The organism is Salmonella sp. NW722 (genome assembly GCF_051702785.1).
Classification (GTDB): Bacteria; Pseudomonadota; Gammaproteobacteria; order Enterobacterales; family Enterobacteriaceae; genus Salmonella; species Salmonella enterica.
In genome coordinates this window covers 147,850-166,323 of sequence record NZ_JAMMIN010000010.1, presented here as the reverse complement: position 1 = coordinate 166,323, position 18,474 = coordinate 147,850, and the positions used below count along the sequence as shown (strand labels likewise).

Sequence of the window (18,474 nt, the reverse complement as noted above, 5' to 3'; positions counted from 1 at the left end):
AAGAAAGCCGCCCTCACGCAGTTATGTGGGGGCGGCATGAAATACTGCTGTCATCCTCGTCATTTTTTCAATATATTCCTGTCTGCATTTTATGCATTTGTAAATCTTTCTTAGCAAAACGTGCGGCATAAAGCAGGTTTGCTTCAGATTCTTTTAAGGTTCAGGCGTTACGTTTGGCGCTACGATTAAAGACAGGCTCTCATTATGCAATCCACATTACTCCAGACTAAACCCGCGTTTAGCTGGAAAGCCCTGGGCTGGGCACTGCTCTACTTTTGGTTCTTTTCCACCCTCCTGCAGGCCATTATTTATCTCACCGGATACAGTGGGACAAACGGTCTGCGGGATTCGCTACTGTACAGCTCACTGTGGCTGATCCCGGTCTTTCTGTTTCCAGGCCGCATCCGGGTTATTGCTGCCGTTATTGGCGTCGTACTCTGGGCCGCCTCGCTGGCGGCGCTGAGCTATTACGTAATCTACGGGCAGGAGTTCTCGCAAAGCGTGCTGTTTGTGATGTTTGAAACCAACGCCAATGAAGCCAGCGAATATTTAAGCCAATATTTCAGTCTGAAAATTGTTCTTGTCGCCCTGGCTTATACGGTAGCGGCGATTCTGCTGTGGACACGTCTGCGCCCGGTTTATATTCCATCCCCCTGGCGCTATCTGGTGTCGTTTGCCCTGCTGTACGGGCTGATCCTCCATCCCATCGCGATGAATACCTTTATCAAGCATAAGTCGATGGAGAAAACGCTGGATAGCCTGGCGTCACGAATGGAACCCGCCGCGCCGTGGCAATTTATTACTGGCTACTATCAGTACCGTTTACAGCTCGCCTCGCTGAATAAACTGCTGAATGAAAACGATGCCCTGCCGCCGCTGGCTAACTTCAAAGACCACTCCGGCGATGCGCCGCGCACGCTGGTACTGGTGATTGGCGAATCGACCCAGCGTGGCCGTATGAGTCTGTACGGTTATCCGCGCGAAACCACGCCGGAACTGGACGCGCTGCATAAAACCGACCCCGGGCTGACCGTGTTTAATAACGTGGTAACTTCGCGACCGTACACCATTGAGATTCTGCAACAGGCGCTAACGTTCGCGGACGAAAAGAACCCGGACTGGTATCTGACGAAGCCATCGCTGATGAATATGATGAAACAGGCCGGGTATAAAACCTTCTGGATCACTAACCAGCAGACGATGACGGCGCGTAATACCATGCTGACCGTGTTCTCTAAGCAGACTGATAAGCAGTTCTATATGAACCAGCAGCGCACTCAAAGCGCACGCGAATATGACAGCAACGTGCTGGCGCCGTTTAAAGCGGTGTTAGCCGACCCGGCGCCGAAAAAATTCATTATTGTGCATCTGCTGGGAACGCACATTAAATACAAGTTCCGCTATCCAGAAAACCAGGGCAAGTTTGATGGTAAAACCGACCATGTTCCACCGGGATTAAGCAGCGACAAACTGGAATCGTATAACGATTACGACAACGCGAACCTGTATAACGACTATGTTGTCGCCAGCCTGATTAAGGACTATAAAGCGACCGATCCGAACGGTTTCCTGCTCTACTTCTCCGATCACGGTGAAGAAGTGTATGACACGCCGCCGCATAAGACGCAGGGACGAAACGAAGATTCGCCAACCCGTCATATGTATACGGTGCCGTTCCTGCTGTGGACCTCAGAGAAATGGCAGGCAGCGCATCCGCGCGACTTCTCACAGGATGTCGATCGTAAGTACAGCAGTTCCGAGCTTATCCATACCTGGTCGGACTTAGCGGGCCTGACCTATGATGGCTACGACCCGACGCGTTCCATCACCAACCCGCAGTTCAAAGAGACCACGCGCTGGATTGGCAACCCGTATAAGAAAAACGCGCTGATTGATTATGATACGTTGCCGTATGGCGATCAGGTCGGCAATCAATAGCCTGTATGCTGCCCGATAACGCTAACGCTTATCGGGCCTGGCGTGCTTCTCTCCCGTAGTCCGGATAAGGCGCAAAGCGCCGCCATCCGGCAATAATCGCTTGAGGACATCGGTTTTCGACGTTACTGTTTCCTCTGTTTGCGATCGGCAGGGGATTATCATGTATCACGACGTCAGCCACCTTCTCTCCCGTCTCATCAACGGCCCGCTGCCGCTGCGCCAGATTTATTTTGCCAGCGCCAGCGGCCCAGCGCCGGAACTGGCGTACCAGGTGGATTTTCCGCGGCTGGAGATTGTGCTGGAGGGCGAGCTTACTGACATGAGCATTACCGCCCCGCTCATTCCTTGCGATGTTCTCTACGTTCCGGCTGGCGGCTGGAACATCCCGCAATGGCAAACGCCCGTCACCACCCTGAGCATTCTGTTTGGCAAACAGCAGTTAGGTTTCAGCGTGGTCCACTGGGACGGTCAGCAGCATCAAAACCTCACGAAACAGCACGTTGCGCGCCGTGGCCCGCGTATCGGCTCTTTCCTGTTACAAACGCTTAATGAGATGCAGATGCAGCCGCAAGAGCAGCAAACGGCCAGATTGATTGTCGCCAGCCTACTAAGCCATTGCCGCGATCTGCTCGGCAGCCAAATCCAGACCGCCTCCCGCAGCCGCGCGCTTTTTGAAGCCATTCGGGAGTATATTGATGAACGCTACGCCGCGCCGTTGACGCGTGAATCGGTAGCACAGGCGTTTTATATCTCGCCAAATTACCTCTCGCACCTGTTCCAGAAAACGGGGGCCATCGGCTTTAACGAATACCTGAACCATACGCGACTGGAACACGCCAAAACGTTGCTGAAGGGCTATGACCTGAAAGTGAAAGAGGTGGCGCACCGCTGCGGCTTTGTCGACAGTAACTATTTCTGCCGCCTGTTTCGCAAAAATACGGAACGTTCGCCGTCGGAGTATCGCCGCCAGTATCACAGCCAGCTAACGGAGAAATAATCCACACGCCAGTAAAGAGAATACAGTAGATAAAACGCGCATTTACTGGATTATTGTAATATCAATGCAAAAACCTCACTCCCCCACATGGCATACAACAGCACGTTATACGTTAATCATCACCAACTTGTGAAGTAAATCACACTTTACCAAGAGCATCACATTTGTCCAGTTTTTGGCAGATTTGTCACATAGCGCATCCGGGGCACGCTCCTTTATCCTGTCCATAACGAAAACTCACGAAGAGAAAGACTATGGAACTCTATCTGGATACCGCTAACGTGGCGGAAGTTGAACGTCTGGCGCGCATTTTCCCGATTGCCGGCGTCACCACCAATCCAAGCATTGTGGCAGCCAGCAAAGAATCTATCTGGGATGTGCTGCCCAGGCTGCAAAACGCCATCGGCGAAGAAGGCACTTTATTTGCGCAGACCATGAGCCGCGACGCGAAAGGGATGGTGGAAGAAGCCAAACGACTGAATAACGCCATCCCCGGCATTGTGGTGAAAATTCCGGTGACCGCCGAAGGTCTTGCAGCGATTAAATTGCTGAAAAAAGAAGGCATCGTGACGCTGGGCACCGCCGTCTACAGCGCGTCGCAGGGCCTGCTGGCGGCGCTGGCGGGCGCAAAATATGTCGCTCCCTACGTCAACCGCGTTGATGCGCAGGGCGGCGATGGCATTCGTATGGTTCAGGAGCTGCAAACGCTACTGGAACATCACGCGCCCGACAGCATGGTGCTGGCGGCCAGCTTTAAAACGCCGCGGCAGGCGCTGGATTGCTTACTGGCAGGTTGCCAGGCGATTACCCTTCCTTTAGATGTAGCGCAACAAATGCTCAATACGCCTGCGGTAGAGTCAGCAATAGAGAAGTTTGAGCAAGACTGGAAAAACGCTTTTGGTAATCTGAACCTGTAGGAGAGAAATGTATGGATCGCATTATTCAGTCACCAGGTAAGTATATTCAGGGTGCAAACGTCATCGCGCGTCTTGGCGATTATTTAAAACCAATGGCGAACAACTGGCTGGTTGTGGGCGATAAATTCGTGCTGGGATTTGCCGAAGAGACTCTGCGCAAAAGCCTGACGGATGCCGGTTTGTCAGTAGAAATCGCCCCGTTTGGCGGCGAATGTTCGCAAAATGAGATCGACAGGCTGCGCGCCGTCGCCGAAAAAAGTCAGTGTGGCGCCGTACTGGGTATCGGCGGCGGTAAAACGCTGGATACCGCCAAAGCGCTGGCGCATTTTATGAACGTCCCGGTCGCTATCGCGCCGACCATCGCCTCTACCGACGCACCGTGCAGCGCGCTCTCGGTTATTTATACCGATGCCGGTGAGTTTGACCGTTATCTGCTGCTGCCGCATAACCCGAATATGGTCATTGTCGATACGCAGATAGTGGCGGGCGCGCCGGCGCGTCTGCTGGCAGCCGGTATCGGCGATGCGCTGGCGACCTGGTTTGAAGCGCGCGCCTGCTCACGCAGCGGCGCCACCACAATGGCGGGCGGCAAGTGTACACAGGCCGCGCTGGCGCTGGCGGAGCTATGCTATAACACGCTGATCGAAGAAGGCGAAAAAGCCATGTTGGCCGCCGAACAGCACGTCGTCACGCCAGCGCTGGAGCGCGTCATCGAAGCCAACACCTACCTGAGCGGGGTCGGTTTTGAAAGCGGCGGTCTGGCCGCAGCGCACGCGATTCATAACGGTTTAACGGCGATTCCGGATGCGCACCACTATTATCACGGTGAGAAGGTCGCTTTCGGTACGCTGACGCAACTGGTGCTGGAAAACGCGCCGGTCGAAGAAATCGAAACCGTTGCGGCGCTGTGCCATTCCGTTGGCCTGCCGATTACGCTGGCGCAACTGGATATTAAACAGGATATCCCGGCCAAAATGCGCACCGTCGCGGAAGCCTCCTGCGCAGAAGGTGAAACTATTCATAACATGCCTGGCGGCGCAACGCCGGATGAAGTGTACGCCGCGCTGCTGGTCGCCGACCAGTACGGTCAACGCTTCTTGCAGGAATGGGAATAAGGTCTGAGCAATACTCCTGACGATAGTCAGGAGTATTTCAGCTTGCTGACACAACAGAATTCATTTGCTGAATATCGACACAGGCGCCTTATCTGGCCTTGTTATCCAATCATCCAGGCCGGGTAAGCGAAGCTCCATCATCAGGTATTCCATAGCCTGGAATCAGTCCATTTTGTCCTGAAATAGACTTTTTTGTCACGCACCATTCTCTCCGCGGAAAGTCAAATGACGTACTGACACACTTCACGGACGAAGAAGATGAAATTCGCACAGGCGCTTATCGGTATTCTTGCTGCTTTTTTTATTAGCCATATCTCTCATCATTCGCCACGCTCTGATACCAGACCAATAACCGTTCAGGCGCAAACTAATGCTGCAATCGCCCAAAGTGCCGGGACGCAAATAGGTAAGACGCTATTTTATGATGCTGCCTATGTTCGTCTGGATTATCCGAATGGCGATCTTCCGCTGGAGCGTGGCGTATGTGCAGATGTCGTCATCCGCGCGCTGCGCAGTCAGCAGGTTGATTTACAGAAACGGGTACATGAAGACATGCAGGCGCATTTCTCTGCCTACCCGAATAACTGGAAGCTGAAACGCCCGGACAGCAATATCGACCATCGCCGCGTTCCGAATCTGGAAACCTGGTTCCAGCGTCACAACAAAGCGTTACCGGTGACAGATAAATATAGCGATTATCAACCGGGAGATATTGTCTCCTGGCGACTGGATAACGGCCTTGCGCATATTGGCGTGGTATCCCTGAACGTCACGCCTGAAGGGGTGCCGCTGGTTGTGCATAACATAGGCGCGGGAGCACAGGAGGAAGATGTATTATTTAACTGGAAAGTCACGGGGCATTTTCGTTATTTTTCGCATTAAACGCGGAAAACGTCAGCGACTACCGAATAGCAGCCGCTGACGAATTAACCCATCAGATTATTGCAGATCGAAACGGTCCAGGTTCATCACTTTCACCCATGCCGCGACGAAGTCCTTCACAAACTTCTCGTGCGCATCGCTACACGCGTAAACTTCCGCCAGCGCGCGCAGTACGGAGTTGGAACCAAACACCAGATCGGCGCGGGTCGCCGTGTATTTCACCTCGCCAGTCAGACGATCCCGGCCTTCGAACAGCTCATTAGATTCGTCGGTCGGTTTCCACTCGTAACGCATATCCAGCAGATTAGCGAAGAAGTCAGTGCTGAGCACGCCCGGTCTGTCAGTAAAGACACCGTTCTGGCTGCCGTCAAAGTTGGTTCCCAGCACACGCATCCCGCCAACCAGTACCGTCATTTCCGGTGCGGTCAACGTTAACTGCTGCGCTTTATCAATCAACAGCGATTCGGTCGTCGACACATCCAGACGCGCACGATAGTTACGGAATCCATCGGCAATCGGTTCAAGCAGCGAGAACATCTCGATGTCGGTCTGATCCTGACGCGCATCCACCCGGCCCGGCGCAAAAGGTACGCTGATGCTGACACCCGCAGCAGCGGCCGCCTGCTCGATACCGACCACGCCCGCCAGCACAATAATATCGGCCAGCGAGGCTTTATTCGTCGTTTTCTGGATCTCTTCTAATACCGGCAGAACGCGAGCCGCAACGGCGTTGACATCCCAGTCGCGCTGAGGCGCCAATGCCAGACGCGCGCCGTTAGCGCCGCCACGCTTATCGCCGCCGCGGAAAGTAGACGCGGATGCCCAGGCAACCGAAACCATCTCGCTAATAGAAAGCCCGGATGCAGCGATCGCCGCTTTCAGGTTGATAATGTCTTCCTGCGTTGGCTGATAGAGCGGTTGCGGCAACGGGTCCTGCCAGATCAGATCTTCTTTCGGCACTTCCGGTCCGATGTAACGCGCTTTTGGTCCCATATCTCTGTGCGTCAGTTTGAACCAGGCACGAGCAAAGGCTTCATTAAAGGCCTGCGGATCGTTAAGGAAACGACGGGAAATCTTCTCGAACTCCGGATCAAAACGCAGCGTCAGGTCGGTGACCAGCATGGTTGGCTTACGTTTTTTCGACGGATCGAACGGGTCCGGGATGATATCCGGCGCGTCTACCGCTTCAAACTGGATAGCGCCAGCCGGACTACGGGTTTGTACCCACTCATATTTGAACAGGTTCTCGAAGAAATAGTTGCTCCACTGGGTCGGCGTCTGCGTCCAGACCACTTCCAGCCCGGAGGTGATAGCATCCGCGCCAACGCCGCTACCATAGCTGCTGGCCCAACCTAAGCCCTGCGCTTCAATCGGCGCGGCTTCCGGATCGGCCCCTACATGGGATGCCGCTGCCGCGCCGTGGGTTTTACCGAGGGTATGCCCGCCAGCGATCAACGCCACGGTTTCTTCGTCGTTCATCCCCATATTGCCAAAGGTAGCGCGAATAGCGGCGGCGGCAGAAAGTGGTTCGCCGCTGTGATCCGGCCCTTCCGGGTTAACGTAGATAAGGCCCATCTCGGTCGCGCCCAGCGGCGCTTTTGCCAGCGCTTCAGGGTGTCGGTGAGTCAACCAGGCTTTTTCATCGCCCCAGTTCACATCCAGATCCGGTTCCCAGACATCTTCACGCCCGGCGCCGAAACCGAAGGTACGGAAGCCGGAGTTTTCCAGCGCCACGTTACCCGCCAGAATAAACAGGTCGGCCCAGGAAATTTTCTGGCCATATTTCTGCTTAATCGGCCACAACAAACGACGCGCCTTATCCAGGCTGACGTTATCCGGCCAGGAGTTAAGCGGCGCAAAACGCTGTTGACCACGACCCGCGCCGCCACGACCATCAATAGAACGGTAGGTGCCAGCGCCATGCCAGGCCATACGAATAAACAAACCGACATAGCTGCCCCAGTCGGCGGGCCACCACGGTTGTGAATCGGTCAGCAGCGCCTTGAGATCCCCTTTCAGGGCGGAGTAGTCTAACTTGCTAAACTCTTTGCGGTAGTCAAAGTCTTCACCCAGCGGGTTAGAACGGTTGGAATGTTGATTCAAAAGATCCACACGAAGCTGGTTCGGCCACCAGTCGCGGCTGGCTGTCCCTGCGCCTGCGCTTCGGTCATGCCCCCCCTGATGGAAAGGACATTTTCCAGTGGATAACGTGTTATGGGTATCGTCGGTCGTGCTCATATCTCAGCTCCCTTTTAAAGTGTTACCGTTACGATATACACCAGGAGCAAATAGATATAGTTGAATTAATCCACAGATTCGATAGCTAATACCTTTTATATTTTTAGTTACAGAGATGTAGATCAATATGAGGTGTAATAAAGCTCCCGGCAGGGAGCTGGAGGTTATAAACCCGGTCTTACGCCCAGCGTGTGGCAAATGGCATAACTCATTTCCGCACGATTCAACGTGTAGAAGTGGAAATCCTTCACTCCTTCACGGCTTAAAATTTTCACCATGTCCATCGCAATGTTAGCGCCCACCAGCTTGCGGGTTTCTGCGTCATCATCCAGCCCCTCAAACATCAGCGACATCCAGGACGGAATGCGGACATTGGTCATATCGGCAAATTTTTTCGCCTGTTTAAAGTTAGACACCGGTAAAATGCCGGGAATAATTTCTACGTCGATACCGGCGGAAACACAGCGGTCACGAAAACGCAGGTAGCTTTCCACATCGAAGAAAAATTGGGTTATCGCGCGGTTAGCGCCAGCATCCACTTTACGCTTCAGATTAAGCAGATCGGCCTGCGCGCTTTTCGCTTCCGGATGTACCTCCGGATAGGCCGCTACTGAAATATCGAAATCGGCCACCTCTTTGAGCAAACCAACCAGATCGGCGGCGTACATCTCCGGCTTACCGCTGCCCGGCGGCAAATCGCCGCGCAAAGCGACAATGTGGCGGATACCGTTATTCCAGTAGTCGCGGGCGATGGTGCGCAGTTCATCGCGCGTGGCGTCAATACAGGTAAGGTGCGGCGCGGCCTCAAGCCCAGTACGCTCTTTAATGCCTTTAATAACGCTATGGGTGCGGTCGCGTTCCCCGGAGTTGGCGCCATACGTTACCGAAACAAACTTCGGTTTCAGACTGCTCAGGCGATCGATGGAGTTCCACAGGGTTTGCTCCATTTCACTGGTGCGCGGCGGGAAAAATTCAAACGAAACGTTAATCTGACCCTGTACTTCCGCCAGGCTCTGATTCAGGGCTTCCCGCTGGTTGGCGTGAAAAAAGCTCATACCTTACCTCATCAATCGCATGTTATTATTTGTTGTGCTGTAAACATCTATCCGTTTAGACGTCCAGATGTAAAAATGACGGAAAAGCGGAAGGACGTCAACTGAAAAATCACGCCAAAGAATGAGGAATATTCAGCAAAGTTGAAAAAACTTCATTCTCCATCATCTTGAGCAATACCTTCTTCATACGGTTCCGGGTGTTCTTCAACACATAAAAAATAAGGCGTAAATGATATGATTCAACGGCTTTGGCGACGCAGGGACGGGGGAACCAGAAGATGAACACAGCGAATTTCGAGTCGATACATATCATGATCGACGCGCAAGTGTGGCGTAACCTGCCGCTGCATCTGCGCCTGTACCACGCTTTTCGTCAGTTGGTCATTTCCGGCGCGCTGGTCGATGGCGCAAAACTGCCGTCCGCTCGCGCGCTGGCGCAGCGGCTTCGCCTGTCCAGAGATACGGTTGAAAATGCCTATTCCCAGCTTCAGCGCGACGGCTTTATGACCCGCAAGCAAGGGGCCGGGAGTTTCGCCAGCCGCTAGGGGATTCCGCATATTCAGGGGCAGCACAACCTGCCGCCATCGCCTCGTCAGACGCCCACACTTAGCGCCCGCTGGCAGACGATTGCCGATCGCGCCGTATCTTTCGATGCCCGCCGGGTACAGACGTTTACGCTCGGCCTTGCGGAAACGCGAAACTTCCCGCAAACCATTTGGCAGAATTTTGCCCGCCAGATCCAGCGAGAGCGGGCGCATACGCTAATGCTGCATGGCGATCCGCAGGGAGAGCCGGAACTGCGCCAGCAAATTGCTCATTATCTCAATTTTGAACGCGGCGCGAAGGTCGACGCGCAGCAGATTGTGATTGTCAGTGGCGCGCGTCAGGCATTCTGGCTATGCGGGCAACTGCTGGCAGAGGCCGGGCAGTCGGTGGTAATGGAAAATCCAGGCTATCCCGGCGCACGTCAGGCATTCTCTGCCGCACAGCTCAACCTTCTTCCCATTGAAGTCGATAGAGACGGTATTCAGGTAGATAAACTGCCGCCTGCGCCGCTGGTTTACGTTACGCCGTCGCACCAGTTTCCCTCCGGTCATTTGCTCTCTCTGGCGCGGCGTCATGCCCTGATTGACTGGGCGCGGACGCATAATGCCTGGATTATCGAAGATGACTACGACAGTGAATTTCACTACAACGGCGCGCCCGTCGCCTGTATGCAGGGGTTAGATCGCGAGCAGCGCACCCTGTATGTCGGCACCTTCAGCAAAACGCTCTACCCCGGTCTGCGCATTGGTTATCTGGTGGTGCCTGCGTCGCTGGCCGCGCATTTTGCCGCTGCGCGCAATTTGCTTGATGGCGCAACGCCCGCGTTGACCCAATTGACGCTGGCGCGATTTATCGCATCCGGCCATTTTGCCGCCCATATCCGCACCATGCGCAGTATGTACGCGGTGCGGCAGGCGTGCCTGGCGCAGGCCATCAATCAGCATCTTAGTGACTGGGTGACGCCGGTCGTGACGCCCGGAGGATTACAAATGCCCTGCTGGCTGCATGAAGGTATTGACGAACAACAGACCCTTAACGCCGCGCGGCGGGCCGGGTTAAACATCGCCGGGATGCGCCAGTTCTGGCTGACGCACCCCGCGCCCACGGGCTGGCTGCTGGGATTCGCCGCGTTTACCCCCTACGAGATTGAAAATGGAGTCAAGCTTCTGCGGGCTGCATTATGCGCCGAAAACGCCCGCCAAGCCGGGTCATAATCTCATAAGGGATGGTATCGCAGGCGGCGGCAACCTCTTCCAGCGTCTGGCTCACGCCAATAAACTCCACAACATCGCCAGGCGTTGGCATGATGGCGCTGGCGTCCACCATAAAGCTGTCCATGCAAACCCGCCCCAATACCGGTAACCGAACCCCGCGCCAGCACACGCCCGCCGGAGGACGCAAATTACGTGGAATCCCATCAGCGTATCCGGCGGATACCGTGGCGATACGCAGCGGGCGAGTAGTAGTAACCGTACTGCCGTAGCCAATCGGCGTCCCAACTGGCACGTCTTGCACACGCAGAATGCTCAGCGTCAGCGTAAATGCCGGTTTTAACGGCGTTGAAAACCACGGCTGAGCGACGCCGAACAGCGCAACGCCCGGACGGCAGAGATCTTCCCGCCAGGCCGGATGCAGAAACATACCGCAGGAATTTGCCAGCGAATAACGGCTGGTTGGGAATGCCTTTTTTGCCTGCTGGAGTAGCGTATGCTGATAGACATTTAACGCATGATCCGGCCTGTCGGCGTTCGCCAGATGGCTGATGATATAGTCTGGCGCAGCCCAGCCACGCTGGCGAAAAATCGCGGCCAGCCGCGCCAGTTGCTCCGGCGTCACCCCCAGCCGCGACATGCCGGAATCAAGCTGGATCAAAACCGGACGCCGCTGCGACCGCGCCTCCTGTAGCGCCAGCCACGCCATCACCTGGTCAACAGAATTCAGCAACGGCGTGATCTGTTGCGCGCAACAAAACGGCATCGCCTGCGGCATGACGCCATTAAGCAACACCACCATCGCGTCAGCCGACAGGATTTTACGTAGCGCCACCCCTTCTGAAAGTTGCGCGACAAAAAAGATCCGGCAATTGGCCGCATACAGGGCTGGCGCAATCGCCTCCGCCCCCAGGCCATAGCCGTTGGCTTTCAGTACTGCGCCGCATTGCGCGGGGACGACATGGCGCGCCAGCGTTTGATAATTGTCAACGACAGCGGCGAGATCGACACAAAGAACGCCGCACGCCGCCTGAATTTCAGCAAGTTTCATCATTGGTAAGGCAACGGATAGTTAGTGGTTAATTTAGTCACTTTTTGCCGAATATCGGCGCAAATATCTGTAATATTCGGCGTCTTGATGGCAAAAATAATTTCACTGATCCAGTCCGCGATCAGCGCAAAATCACCGGCTTTCATCCCGCGGGTGGCGCAGGCTGCGCTGCCAATGCGAATCCCGGAGGTAATCGACGGCGGCTGCGGATCGCCTGGCAGCGTGTTTTTATTGACCGTGATCCCCGCCAGTTCGAGAAAGTATTCCACCTGAGCGCCGGTTAACCCCTGCGGGCGCAGGTCGATAATGCCCAGATGGCAGTCGGTACCGCCCGTTAACAGCGTCAGGCCGCGCTGCGCCAGTTGCTGACACATCGCTTGCGCATTTTCGATTACCTGCCCGGCGTAACGTTTAAATTCAGGCTGTAGCGCTTCGCCAAGCGCCACCGCTTTAGCCGCGATAACGTGCATCAACGGCCCGCCCTGCAAGCCGGGAAAGATGGCGCTGTCGATTTTTTTCGCCAGCCGGGCGTCGTTGGTCAGAATCATGCCGCCACGCGGCCCGCGCAACGTTTTATGCGTGGTGGTGGTAATTACATCAGCATACGCCAGCGGCGAGGGGAAATAGCCGCCCGCCACCAGCCCGGCAAAATGCGCCATATCTACCAGCAGTATCGCGCCGACGGCATCGGCAATGCGGCGAAAGCGGGCAAAATCATAGTGTCGTGGGTAGGCCGATCCCCCGGCGATAATCAGCCGCGGGCGCTCACGCTTCGCGATCGTCTCAACCTCATCCATATCAATAAGACCGCTATGCGCATCGACGCCATAGTGAAAGGCGTTAAACCATTTGCCGGATTGATTGACCGGCGAACCGTGAGTGAGATGGCCGCCGCATTGCAGGCTCATGCCCAGAATTTTGTCGCCGGGTTTCAGCAGCGCCAGATATACCGCCTGATTCGCCTGGCTGCCGGAGTGAGGCTGCACGTTAACGTAACGCGCGCCGAAAAGTTGCTGCGCGCGGGTTATCGCCAGCATCTCAACCTCATCAATGAACTTACAGCCGCCGTAGTAGCGGTGCTGGTAATAACCTTCGGCGTATTTATTGGTTAACACCGACCCTTGTGCCGCAAGAACGGCAGGGCTGGCGAAATTCTCCGAGGCAATCAGTTCCAGCGAGTGCTGCTGGCGCTGTTGCTCTTTGTTAAGCAGATCAAAAAGCGGATCGTTGTTTATCATGCGGTTCCCCCGAAAATTCATCATGCGATGATTTTCGCAGGGAAAGTTTCCCCCGCACCCCGCCACTTTTTACGCAGGACGCAGACCACCGGATAGAGGGGTAAATTTCGGCAGGAACATGCCGGGAACACAGCGCGTAACCCGGCAAAATTACAGGCGCTACGCCAGACGGTTGATATCCGTGGTCCACGAATGATCCAGGTCAGACATACCGCCGTCCGGCCTGAATGCGCTAAAGGCCATTGTGCACAGGCAAGTAACCCCTTACTTCTTCACATCCGCAACACGCATTCCTTTGAGCTGCTCATCCGTGATGGTGTTGCCCGCCTTAAAGTAATCAACTATCGCATTCGACACATAGTAGCCGCCGGAGGTGTTCCGCGCCTGGCCTTCCGTGAACGCCGCAAAACCATCGCCGCCGTCGGCAAGGAAGCTGTTGGTAGCGATGTGATAAACCGTAGCATCGTCAATCGGCTTGCCATTGAGCGTCAGCACGGTAACCCGCTGGCCGACAGGTTTGCTGCTGTCATACTTCATCTCCAGCCCTTTAGACACCTGCAATACGCCATTGCTTAATCCAGCGCCATGCTCCATCAGGCTGCGCAATTGTTTACCGGTTAAATCCATCGTGACCAGTTCATTAGGGAACGGGAAGGTACTGATTACCGCACCCATCGTCACCGCGCCAGCCGGGATTTCGTTGCGGATACCGCCAGAGTTAGTAAGCGCTAACTGGGTGTCTTTCCCCGCCGTAAAAAGCAGCGCATCCGCCGCCAGATTCCCCAGCGACGACGATTCGCCATACGCGCGCGTTAACTCGACCGGCGACTGGGCCACCGTTTGCTGCACGACTTTATCGAGCTTTTTGTTCCAGCCGTCGATCACCTGTTTCGTTTGCGGATCGGGCTTCCACTCATCAGCAAAAATGGTCTTCAGCTCGAAGTTCTTCACCGTAAAGTGGTGTGGTTTCTCTTTGTAATCCAGCACCAGTTTACCCACATCAATACCGCCGCTGTCCGTTGAGAGGATCAGCGTATAACCGACTTTAATCGGTTCCGGCGTACCGACATGCGCGTGGCCGGTAATCAAAATATCCAGCCCTTTTACCTGACTTGCGGTCTGAATATCTTTATCCAGCGCGCGTCGCACATCGGTATTCCCCATGCTGGACTGGCGGGCCGGGGTGCCTTCGTGGATCAGCGCGACGGTCAGATCGACTTTACCTTTAAGTTCATCAATGTAACGTTGCAGCCACTTAATTTCATCGCGTGCCTCAATGCCCACGCGCGTCGCGGCAGAAACCGTATCATTAAAAGCAAAGACACCGTGTAAGCCGATTACGCCAATCTTGACGCCATCTTTTTCAACAATGGTGTACGGCTTATCCCAGAAGGATTTACTGCTGTCCTCATAAAAAATATTGCCCTGCACGATAGGGAATTTCGCCCGGCTCAGTTGCAACAATGTATTGTCCCAGCCATGATCGAACTCATGATTACCGATAGTGGCAGCGTCATACTGCATGGTATTCAAAATATCGATAATCGCTTTACCCTTCGTCAGGCTGCTGATATACGGTCCGGTAAAGTAATCTCCGGCATCAAAAAACCACGTCGCCTTATTTTTGGCTTTTTCCTGCTTCACCAGCGTAGTGATATTGGCCCAACCGCCAATATCGCGTTTACCGTCAGCAATCCACGGTACTTTATAAGGCTCCACATGGGCGTGTAGATCGTTGGTGTAAATAATGGTGACATCTTTGGCGCAGGCCCAGAACGGCAGCGTGAACAAAATACCGGCAGCAAGCAGTTTTACTTTCATAAATAAGTCCCTTTCAGTCATATAAAGATTCGCTACGTTACGTTCTGAAAGGTTTTTTTATGTGAGAGTCCTCACACCCGCGTACCGTTTTATGAAGGCAGAATCAACGACCTGCCAAAATCGTTGGTAAAATGTATGCCGCCTCTGTTCACCATTAATGCCTGCAAAAGCGCTGGTTGTCGCAATCTTGGGCTGCCTGACTCGCCGGATTATGTGTGGCCGGACTATCGCCTGGGTTATCCGGCATTGCATTGTCGAGCCTGCGGCAGTTATCCGCCGCTCTTCAACGAGGTGGAATTTCGCCGCTGGGCGTCTGCTTATATCGCGCAGTATGCCAAAGAGCATGGTCACTTTTGTCCCGACTGCTATCAAAAAACATGGATTCGCTATGGACGTAATCCCGGCGGAACGCAGCGACTTCAGTGCCAGTACTGTAAGAAGGTCTGGACGCCAAAAAAGCACGCGCTGAATGTCGCCGAAACGCCGGAACAGATTTGCAGTATTCCGCTGCTCGTACCGTTTCAGGGAGCGAATGCCTTCCAACAATTGTACTTTTTATTCAGTTTTGACGCTGTTCGCGGCAATGTTCTTCACCTTTCCAGCAATTTCACGTTACTTTCTGCCGGAAAGAGTTTGCATTACCACTGGAAAGGAATTGCGCCGCCCGAGGGTGAGGATGGCGATATTATTCACCGTATCGCCATTAAAGAACGGCAATTTTTACAGCGTAGTCAGTTCGATGAGATTCAGTATGGCCCGGCGGCGCTTAAACGTAACGCGCAAGGAACAATACTTCGCCCGGTCATTACGGCGCATGGTCATTTTCGGGTGCTGAAAAACCGCTTTCCTGATGTCACGACACACATCATTGCCCATGAGTGTTTTTTGCGCGGCGCGGTCATTACGGCATGGGCGGAGCGGTTTCGCCAGCGTCTCTCCTCGCTGTGGTTCGTTGAGGAAGAGATAAACGATGACGATTGCCGCGCAGAGTGGCAACTGTTAGGCAAAACATGGCAGGGATGGTGGCAAAATCAGTGGCAACTCTGGGGGCAAGGTCACAACCGCAAAATGGTCTGTTCGTTAACCGGTTCCCACTTAGAACAAGGTGTCGCCGTTAATCTGGCGGCCAGTCGCCGCTTTGTTACCTGGCTATGGCAACAACCTGAATTCCAGCAAAGCGCCCACTATTCCGCCAAACGCGTCACACAAATTCTATATTTGCTGACGGAAAAATATAACTCACAATGGAATCACATTTAACCCAATGATGTAATGCCACGCATAAAAAATCACAGATTATCATTCAGAAGGCGCTATAGATTTAATCACCTCACATCCTGCTTTTATACGCTGAAAAAGAATAGAACTATTTGATAAAATGGCCCTTCGTTTTAAGTTAAAATCGGCTATAAACGTTATTCACATAATCAATATTTATTATCAATTTAAATAGTTCTATACATTCTTATTTTCTATGGAAAACAAGGGATAAATATGGAAATTACTTTACCGTCAATGTCAGATAAAAAATGGACCTGCGCCGATCTCCTGAGTAGCTATCGATTCTGGGGGATCACTTTTTTCTTTTTGGTGCTCTCTTTTATCAGTTCGCTGGGATCGTCGTATGGTGTTTATTTTTGGAGTAAATCACTGTCTATTCCAGCCGATCGTATTGGTGTTATTCTCGTTTGCGGCCAACTGGGATACCTCCTGGGTATGGTTGCCAGCTGGTTTGTCTGCCGTATAAAAAATTGTTACCCCTTCTACTTTGTTGCGCTTCTGTTAATCATTGGCGTGGTCTGTTCCTTCTGCATAAATGGCCCGTCTGACGTAGTCAGGCTTATCATAGCGCAGTTTTTAATTAATCTGGGTATGGGGATCATAACGCTGTTAGTCCCCATGCTGCTTTTCAGCGCTATCGGCAGTGCTCAGACATTTGTTATTTTATTTAGCCTCTGCTTACTGTTCAAATTTATCATCGCTGGCTATCTGTCTATATTTATATACTCAATTCCTTATATAGGAATAATCGTAATTACTTTAGCGGTTATCGCGCTTTTGCTACTATTACCGCTCAAAAAAGAACTTTTCTATATTGCACCGCCCAAAAGGTTCTCATCAACCCAGCGACCTGAGTGCGCAGAACCCGTTGTCGTCGCATTATTGGCCTTTTTCATTCCATTTTATATTATTTATTGGTTCTTCAGAATTCACCGGGAAATGCAATTTGTGGCGCCTTCGCCCCGACTCATGACCGCATGTGGCGCGGGATGGCTGTCAGCAATTATGCCGTTTGGCACAGCCATATTGTGTCTGACGCTTAGCGATGAAATCCGCGCTCTGCTGGCGAATAAAAACGAAGATGGCGGAATACGAACCGGCTGGACACTATTCTGGGCGTTACTGCTGCCACCCGTCGGCGCGGCGATTATCCAGGCAAAAATGAACCGTTTTATTACCGCTAATACCGCGGATACTGCTGACAGAGGATAAACATGGAAGGTTTTGAGCTATTTCCAAAAATTAAAGGCGCGATCAAATGGATGGCCGAGCACAGTGACTCGGTAATTCATTTTGGCTGGAATGTTGTTGCCGCCATCATTCTACTTTTCATCGGTAAGTTAATAGCTCGCTTACTATCGAGGGGGCTGGAAAAATTACTTCTCAGGCGGCAAGTGGATGCCACTATTGTCCACTTTTTCTCCGCGCTGGTTCGCTACATCACGATAGCTTTCACGGCAGTAGCCGCTCTTGGCCGTGTCGGTATAGAAACCTCCTCAATTATTGCCGTTATCGGCGCGGCGGGTTTAGCCATTGGCCTGGCGCTGCAAGGGTCACTTTCCAACTTTGCCGCAGGCGTACTGCTTGTCTCCCTGCGCCCTTTCCGCGCCGGGGAAATTGTACAAATTGGCCTGGTTATCGGCACAGTAGAAAAGGTCCATATTTTCTCCACCACTCTGCTCACTGCGGATAGCAAAGAAGTTGTCATCCCGAATGGTAAAATTATTGCTGATAATATTATCAACTATTCACGACACCCCTATCGACGTATTGATCTGATTATTGGCGTGGATTACCAAAGCCGTATTGCTGACGTAAAAAGCGTGATACATCGTATTATTGAACAAGATCATCGCATTGATAAAACCCGCGATATTACGGTCCGCCTGGGCGAACTTGCGCCCTCTAGCCTGAATTTCTATGTTCGCGTATGGGTGCCCAACGCTCAGTACTGGAGTACTTACTACGATCTTCTGGAAAATATCAAGGAAGCGATGGATGAAAACGGCATCAATATTCCTTACCCCCGGATGGATGTCCGGGTTGAGAATGTAAAAAGCATCACGCCATAATGTTTCGTCAGCAATCGGATGGCGCTTCGTATATCAGTATCTACAGAATGACTGCATAACGTATTGAAACGTATTGATGAGGGAGCGAAGCGCAACCCGGCGCTTCGCTCAC

Annotated in this window: 13 protein-coding genes and 1 pseudogene; 9 read left to right on the top strand and 5 right to left on the bottom strand. The window is 53.1% G+C overall.

Features of this window, described 5'->3' with window-relative positions; genetic code table 11:
- Positions 1-204 precede the first annotated feature (204 nt).
- The 5 genes from NA330_RS21260 (at position 205) to NA330_RS21240 (ending at position 5,849) form a co-directional block, all read left to right on the top strand.
- Positions 205-1,938, top strand: coding sequence for a phosphoethanolamine transferase CptA (locus tag NA330_RS21260; protein WP_023242422.1), 1,734 nt, complete (start codon positions 205-207; stop codon positions 1,936-1,938).
- Positions 1,939-2,098: 160 nt separating this feature from the next.
- Positions 2,099-2,935 (top strand): helix-turn-helix transcriptional regulator, encoded by an 837-nt coding sequence (locus tag NA330_RS21255; protein WP_000274595.1) that lies wholly within the window; start codon positions 2,099-2,101, stop codon positions 2,933-2,935.
- A 254-nt stretch (positions 2,936-3,189) separates the two neighbouring features.
- Positions 3,190-3,852, top strand: a complete 663-nt coding sequence (gene fsa / locus NA330_RS21250) for a fructose-6-phosphate aldolase (protein WP_000424866.1) — start codon at positions 3,190-3,192, stop codon at positions 3,850-3,852.
- Between the two features lie 11 nt (positions 3,853-3,863).
- The gene (gene gldA / locus NA330_RS21245) at positions 3,864-4,967 is read left to right on the top strand and encodes a bifunctional L-1,2-propanediol dehydrogenase/glycerol dehydrogenase (RefSeq protein WP_000374031.1); all 1,104 of its coding nucleotides are present in this window, start codon (positions 3,864-3,866) and stop codon (positions 4,965-4,967) included.
- Between the two features lie 258 nt (positions 4,968-5,225).
- Positions 5,226-5,849, top strand: coding sequence for a DUF1287 domain-containing protein (locus NA330_RS21240; protein WP_000666688.1), 624 nt, complete (start codon positions 5,226-5,228; stop codon positions 5,847-5,849).
- Between the two features lie 57 nt (positions 5,850-5,906).
- On the opposite strand, the gene katG is transcribed toward NA330_RS21240, so the two are convergent.
- On the bottom strand, positions 5,907-8,087 hold the full coding sequence (gene katG, locus NA330_RS21235; RefSeq protein ID WP_000108105.1) for a catalase/peroxidase HPI: 2,181 nt from the start codon (positions 8,085-8,087) through the stop codon (positions 5,907-5,909).
- A gap of 164 nt (positions 8,088-8,251) precedes the next feature.
- Entirely contained in the window at positions 8,252-9,142 is an 891-nt protein-coding gene (metF, locus tag NA330_RS21230) for a methylenetetrahydrofolate reductase (protein WP_000007507.1), read from the bottom strand.
- A gap of 278 nt (positions 9,143-9,420) precedes the next feature.
- On the opposite strand from metF, the pseudogene NA330_RS21225 reads away from it, so the two are divergent.
- Positions 9,421-10,902: pseudogene (locus NA330_RS21225) on the top strand (PLP-dependent aminotransferase family protein).
- Here NA330_RS21225 and NA330_RS21220 read toward each other — a convergent pair.
- The 3 genes from NA330_RS21220 to NA330_RS21210 all read right to left on the bottom strand — a co-directional run bounded on the left by NA330_RS21220 (position 10,847) and on the right by NA330_RS21210 (position 15,009).
- The gene (locus tag NA330_RS21220; RefSeq protein ID WP_023242421.1) at positions 10,847-11,953 is read right to left on the bottom strand and encodes an alanine racemase; all 1,107 of its coding nucleotides are present in this window, start codon (positions 11,951-11,953) and stop codon (positions 10,847-10,849) included. The pseudogene NA330_RS21225 and the gene NA330_RS21220 sit on opposite strands and share 56 nt — an antisense overlap.
- Positions 11,950-13,188 carry a serine hydroxymethyltransferase gene (locus tag NA330_RS21215; protein ID WP_023242420.1) on the bottom strand — a complete coding sequence of 413 codons (1,239 nt, stop codon included), beginning with the start codon at positions 13,186-13,188 and terminating at the stop codon, positions 11,950-11,952. Before NA330_RS21215 ends, NA330_RS21220 begins: the two co-directional genes overlap by 4 nt.
- A gap of 264 nt (positions 13,189-13,452) precedes the next feature.
- Complete coding sequence (locus NA330_RS21210) at positions 13,453-15,009, bottom strand: bifunctional metallophosphatase/5'-nucleotidase (RefSeq protein ID WP_023242419.1); 1,557 nt, start codon at positions 15,007-15,009, stop codon at positions 13,453-13,455.
- A 135-nt stretch (positions 15,010-15,144) separates the two neighbouring features.
- Here NA330_RS21210 and NA330_RS21205 point away from each other — a divergent pair, with 135 nt between their 5' ends.
- The 3 genes from NA330_RS21205 to mscS all read left to right on the top strand — a co-directional run bounded on the left by NA330_RS21205 (position 15,145) and on the right by mscS (position 18,362).
- Complete coding sequence (locus NA330_RS21205; protein ID WP_023242418.1) at positions 15,145-16,269, top strand: hypothetical protein; 1,125 nt, start codon at positions 15,145-15,147, stop codon at positions 16,267-16,269.
- Between the two features lie 234 nt (positions 16,270-16,503).
- Positions 16,504-17,502 (top strand): hypothetical protein, encoded by a 999-nt coding sequence (locus NA330_RS21200; RefSeq protein ID WP_023208675.1) that lies wholly within the window; start codon positions 16,504-16,506, stop codon positions 17,500-17,502.
- 2 nt (positions 17,503-17,504) lie between these two features.
- Positions 17,505-18,362 (top strand): small-conductance mechanosensitive channel MscS, encoded by an 858-nt coding sequence (gene mscS, locus NA330_RS21195; RefSeq protein ID WP_000398251.1) that lies wholly within the window; start codon positions 17,505-17,507, stop codon positions 18,360-18,362.
- Positions 18,363-18,474: the final 112 nt, after the last annotated feature.

What these genes read in the sequence shown, in the direction of transcription:
- NA330_RS21260 (WP_023242422.1), top strand. Translation starts at nt 205, where the DNA reads ATGCAATCCACATTACTCCAGACTAAACCCGCGTTTAGCTGGAAAGCC.
- NA330_RS21255 (WP_000274595.1), top strand. Translation starts at nt 2,099, where the DNA reads ATGTATCACGACGTCAGCCACCTTCTCTCCCGTCTCATCAACGGCCCG.
- fsa (WP_000424866.1), top strand. Translation starts at nt 3,190, where the DNA reads ATGGAACTCTATCTGGATACCGCTAACGTGGCGGAAGTTGAACGTCTG.
- gldA (WP_000374031.1), top strand. Translation starts at nt 3,864, where the DNA reads ATGGATCGCATTATTCAGTCACCAGGTAAGTATATTCAGGGTGCAAAC.
- NA330_RS21240 (WP_000666688.1), top strand. Translation starts at nt 5,226, where the DNA reads ATGAAATTCGCACAGGCGCTTATCGGTATTCTTGCTGCTTTTTTTATT.
- katG (WP_000108105.1), bottom strand. Translation starts at nt 8,087, where the DNA reads ATGAGCACGACCGACGATACCCATAACACGTTATCCACTGGAAAATGT.
- metF (WP_000007507.1), bottom strand. Translation starts at nt 9,142, where the DNA reads ATGAGCTTTTTTCACGCCAACCAGCGGGAAGCCCTGAATCAGAGCCTG.
- NA330_RS21220 (WP_023242421.1), bottom strand. Translation starts at nt 11,953, where the DNA reads ATGATGAAACTTGCTGAAATTCAGGCGGCGTGCGGCGTTCTTTGTGTC.
- NA330_RS21215 (WP_023242420.1), bottom strand. Translation starts at nt 13,188, where the DNA reads ATGATAAACAACGATCCGCTTTTTGATCTGCTTAACAAAGAGCAACAG.
- NA330_RS21210 (WP_023242419.1), bottom strand. Translation starts at nt 15,009, where the DNA reads ATGAAAGTAAAACTGCTTGCTGCCGGTATTTTGTTCACGCTGCCGTTC.
- NA330_RS21205 (WP_023242418.1), top strand. Translation starts at nt 15,145, where the DNA reads ATGCCGCCTCTGTTCACCATTAATGCCTGCAAAAGCGCTGGTTGTCGC.
- NA330_RS21200 (WP_023208675.1), top strand. Translation starts at nt 16,504, where the DNA reads ATGGAAATTACTTTACCGTCAATGTCAGATAAAAAATGGACCTGCGCC.
- mscS (WP_000398251.1), top strand. Translation starts at nt 17,505, where the DNA reads ATGGAAGGTTTTGAGCTATTTCCAAAAATTAAAGGCGCGATCAAATGG.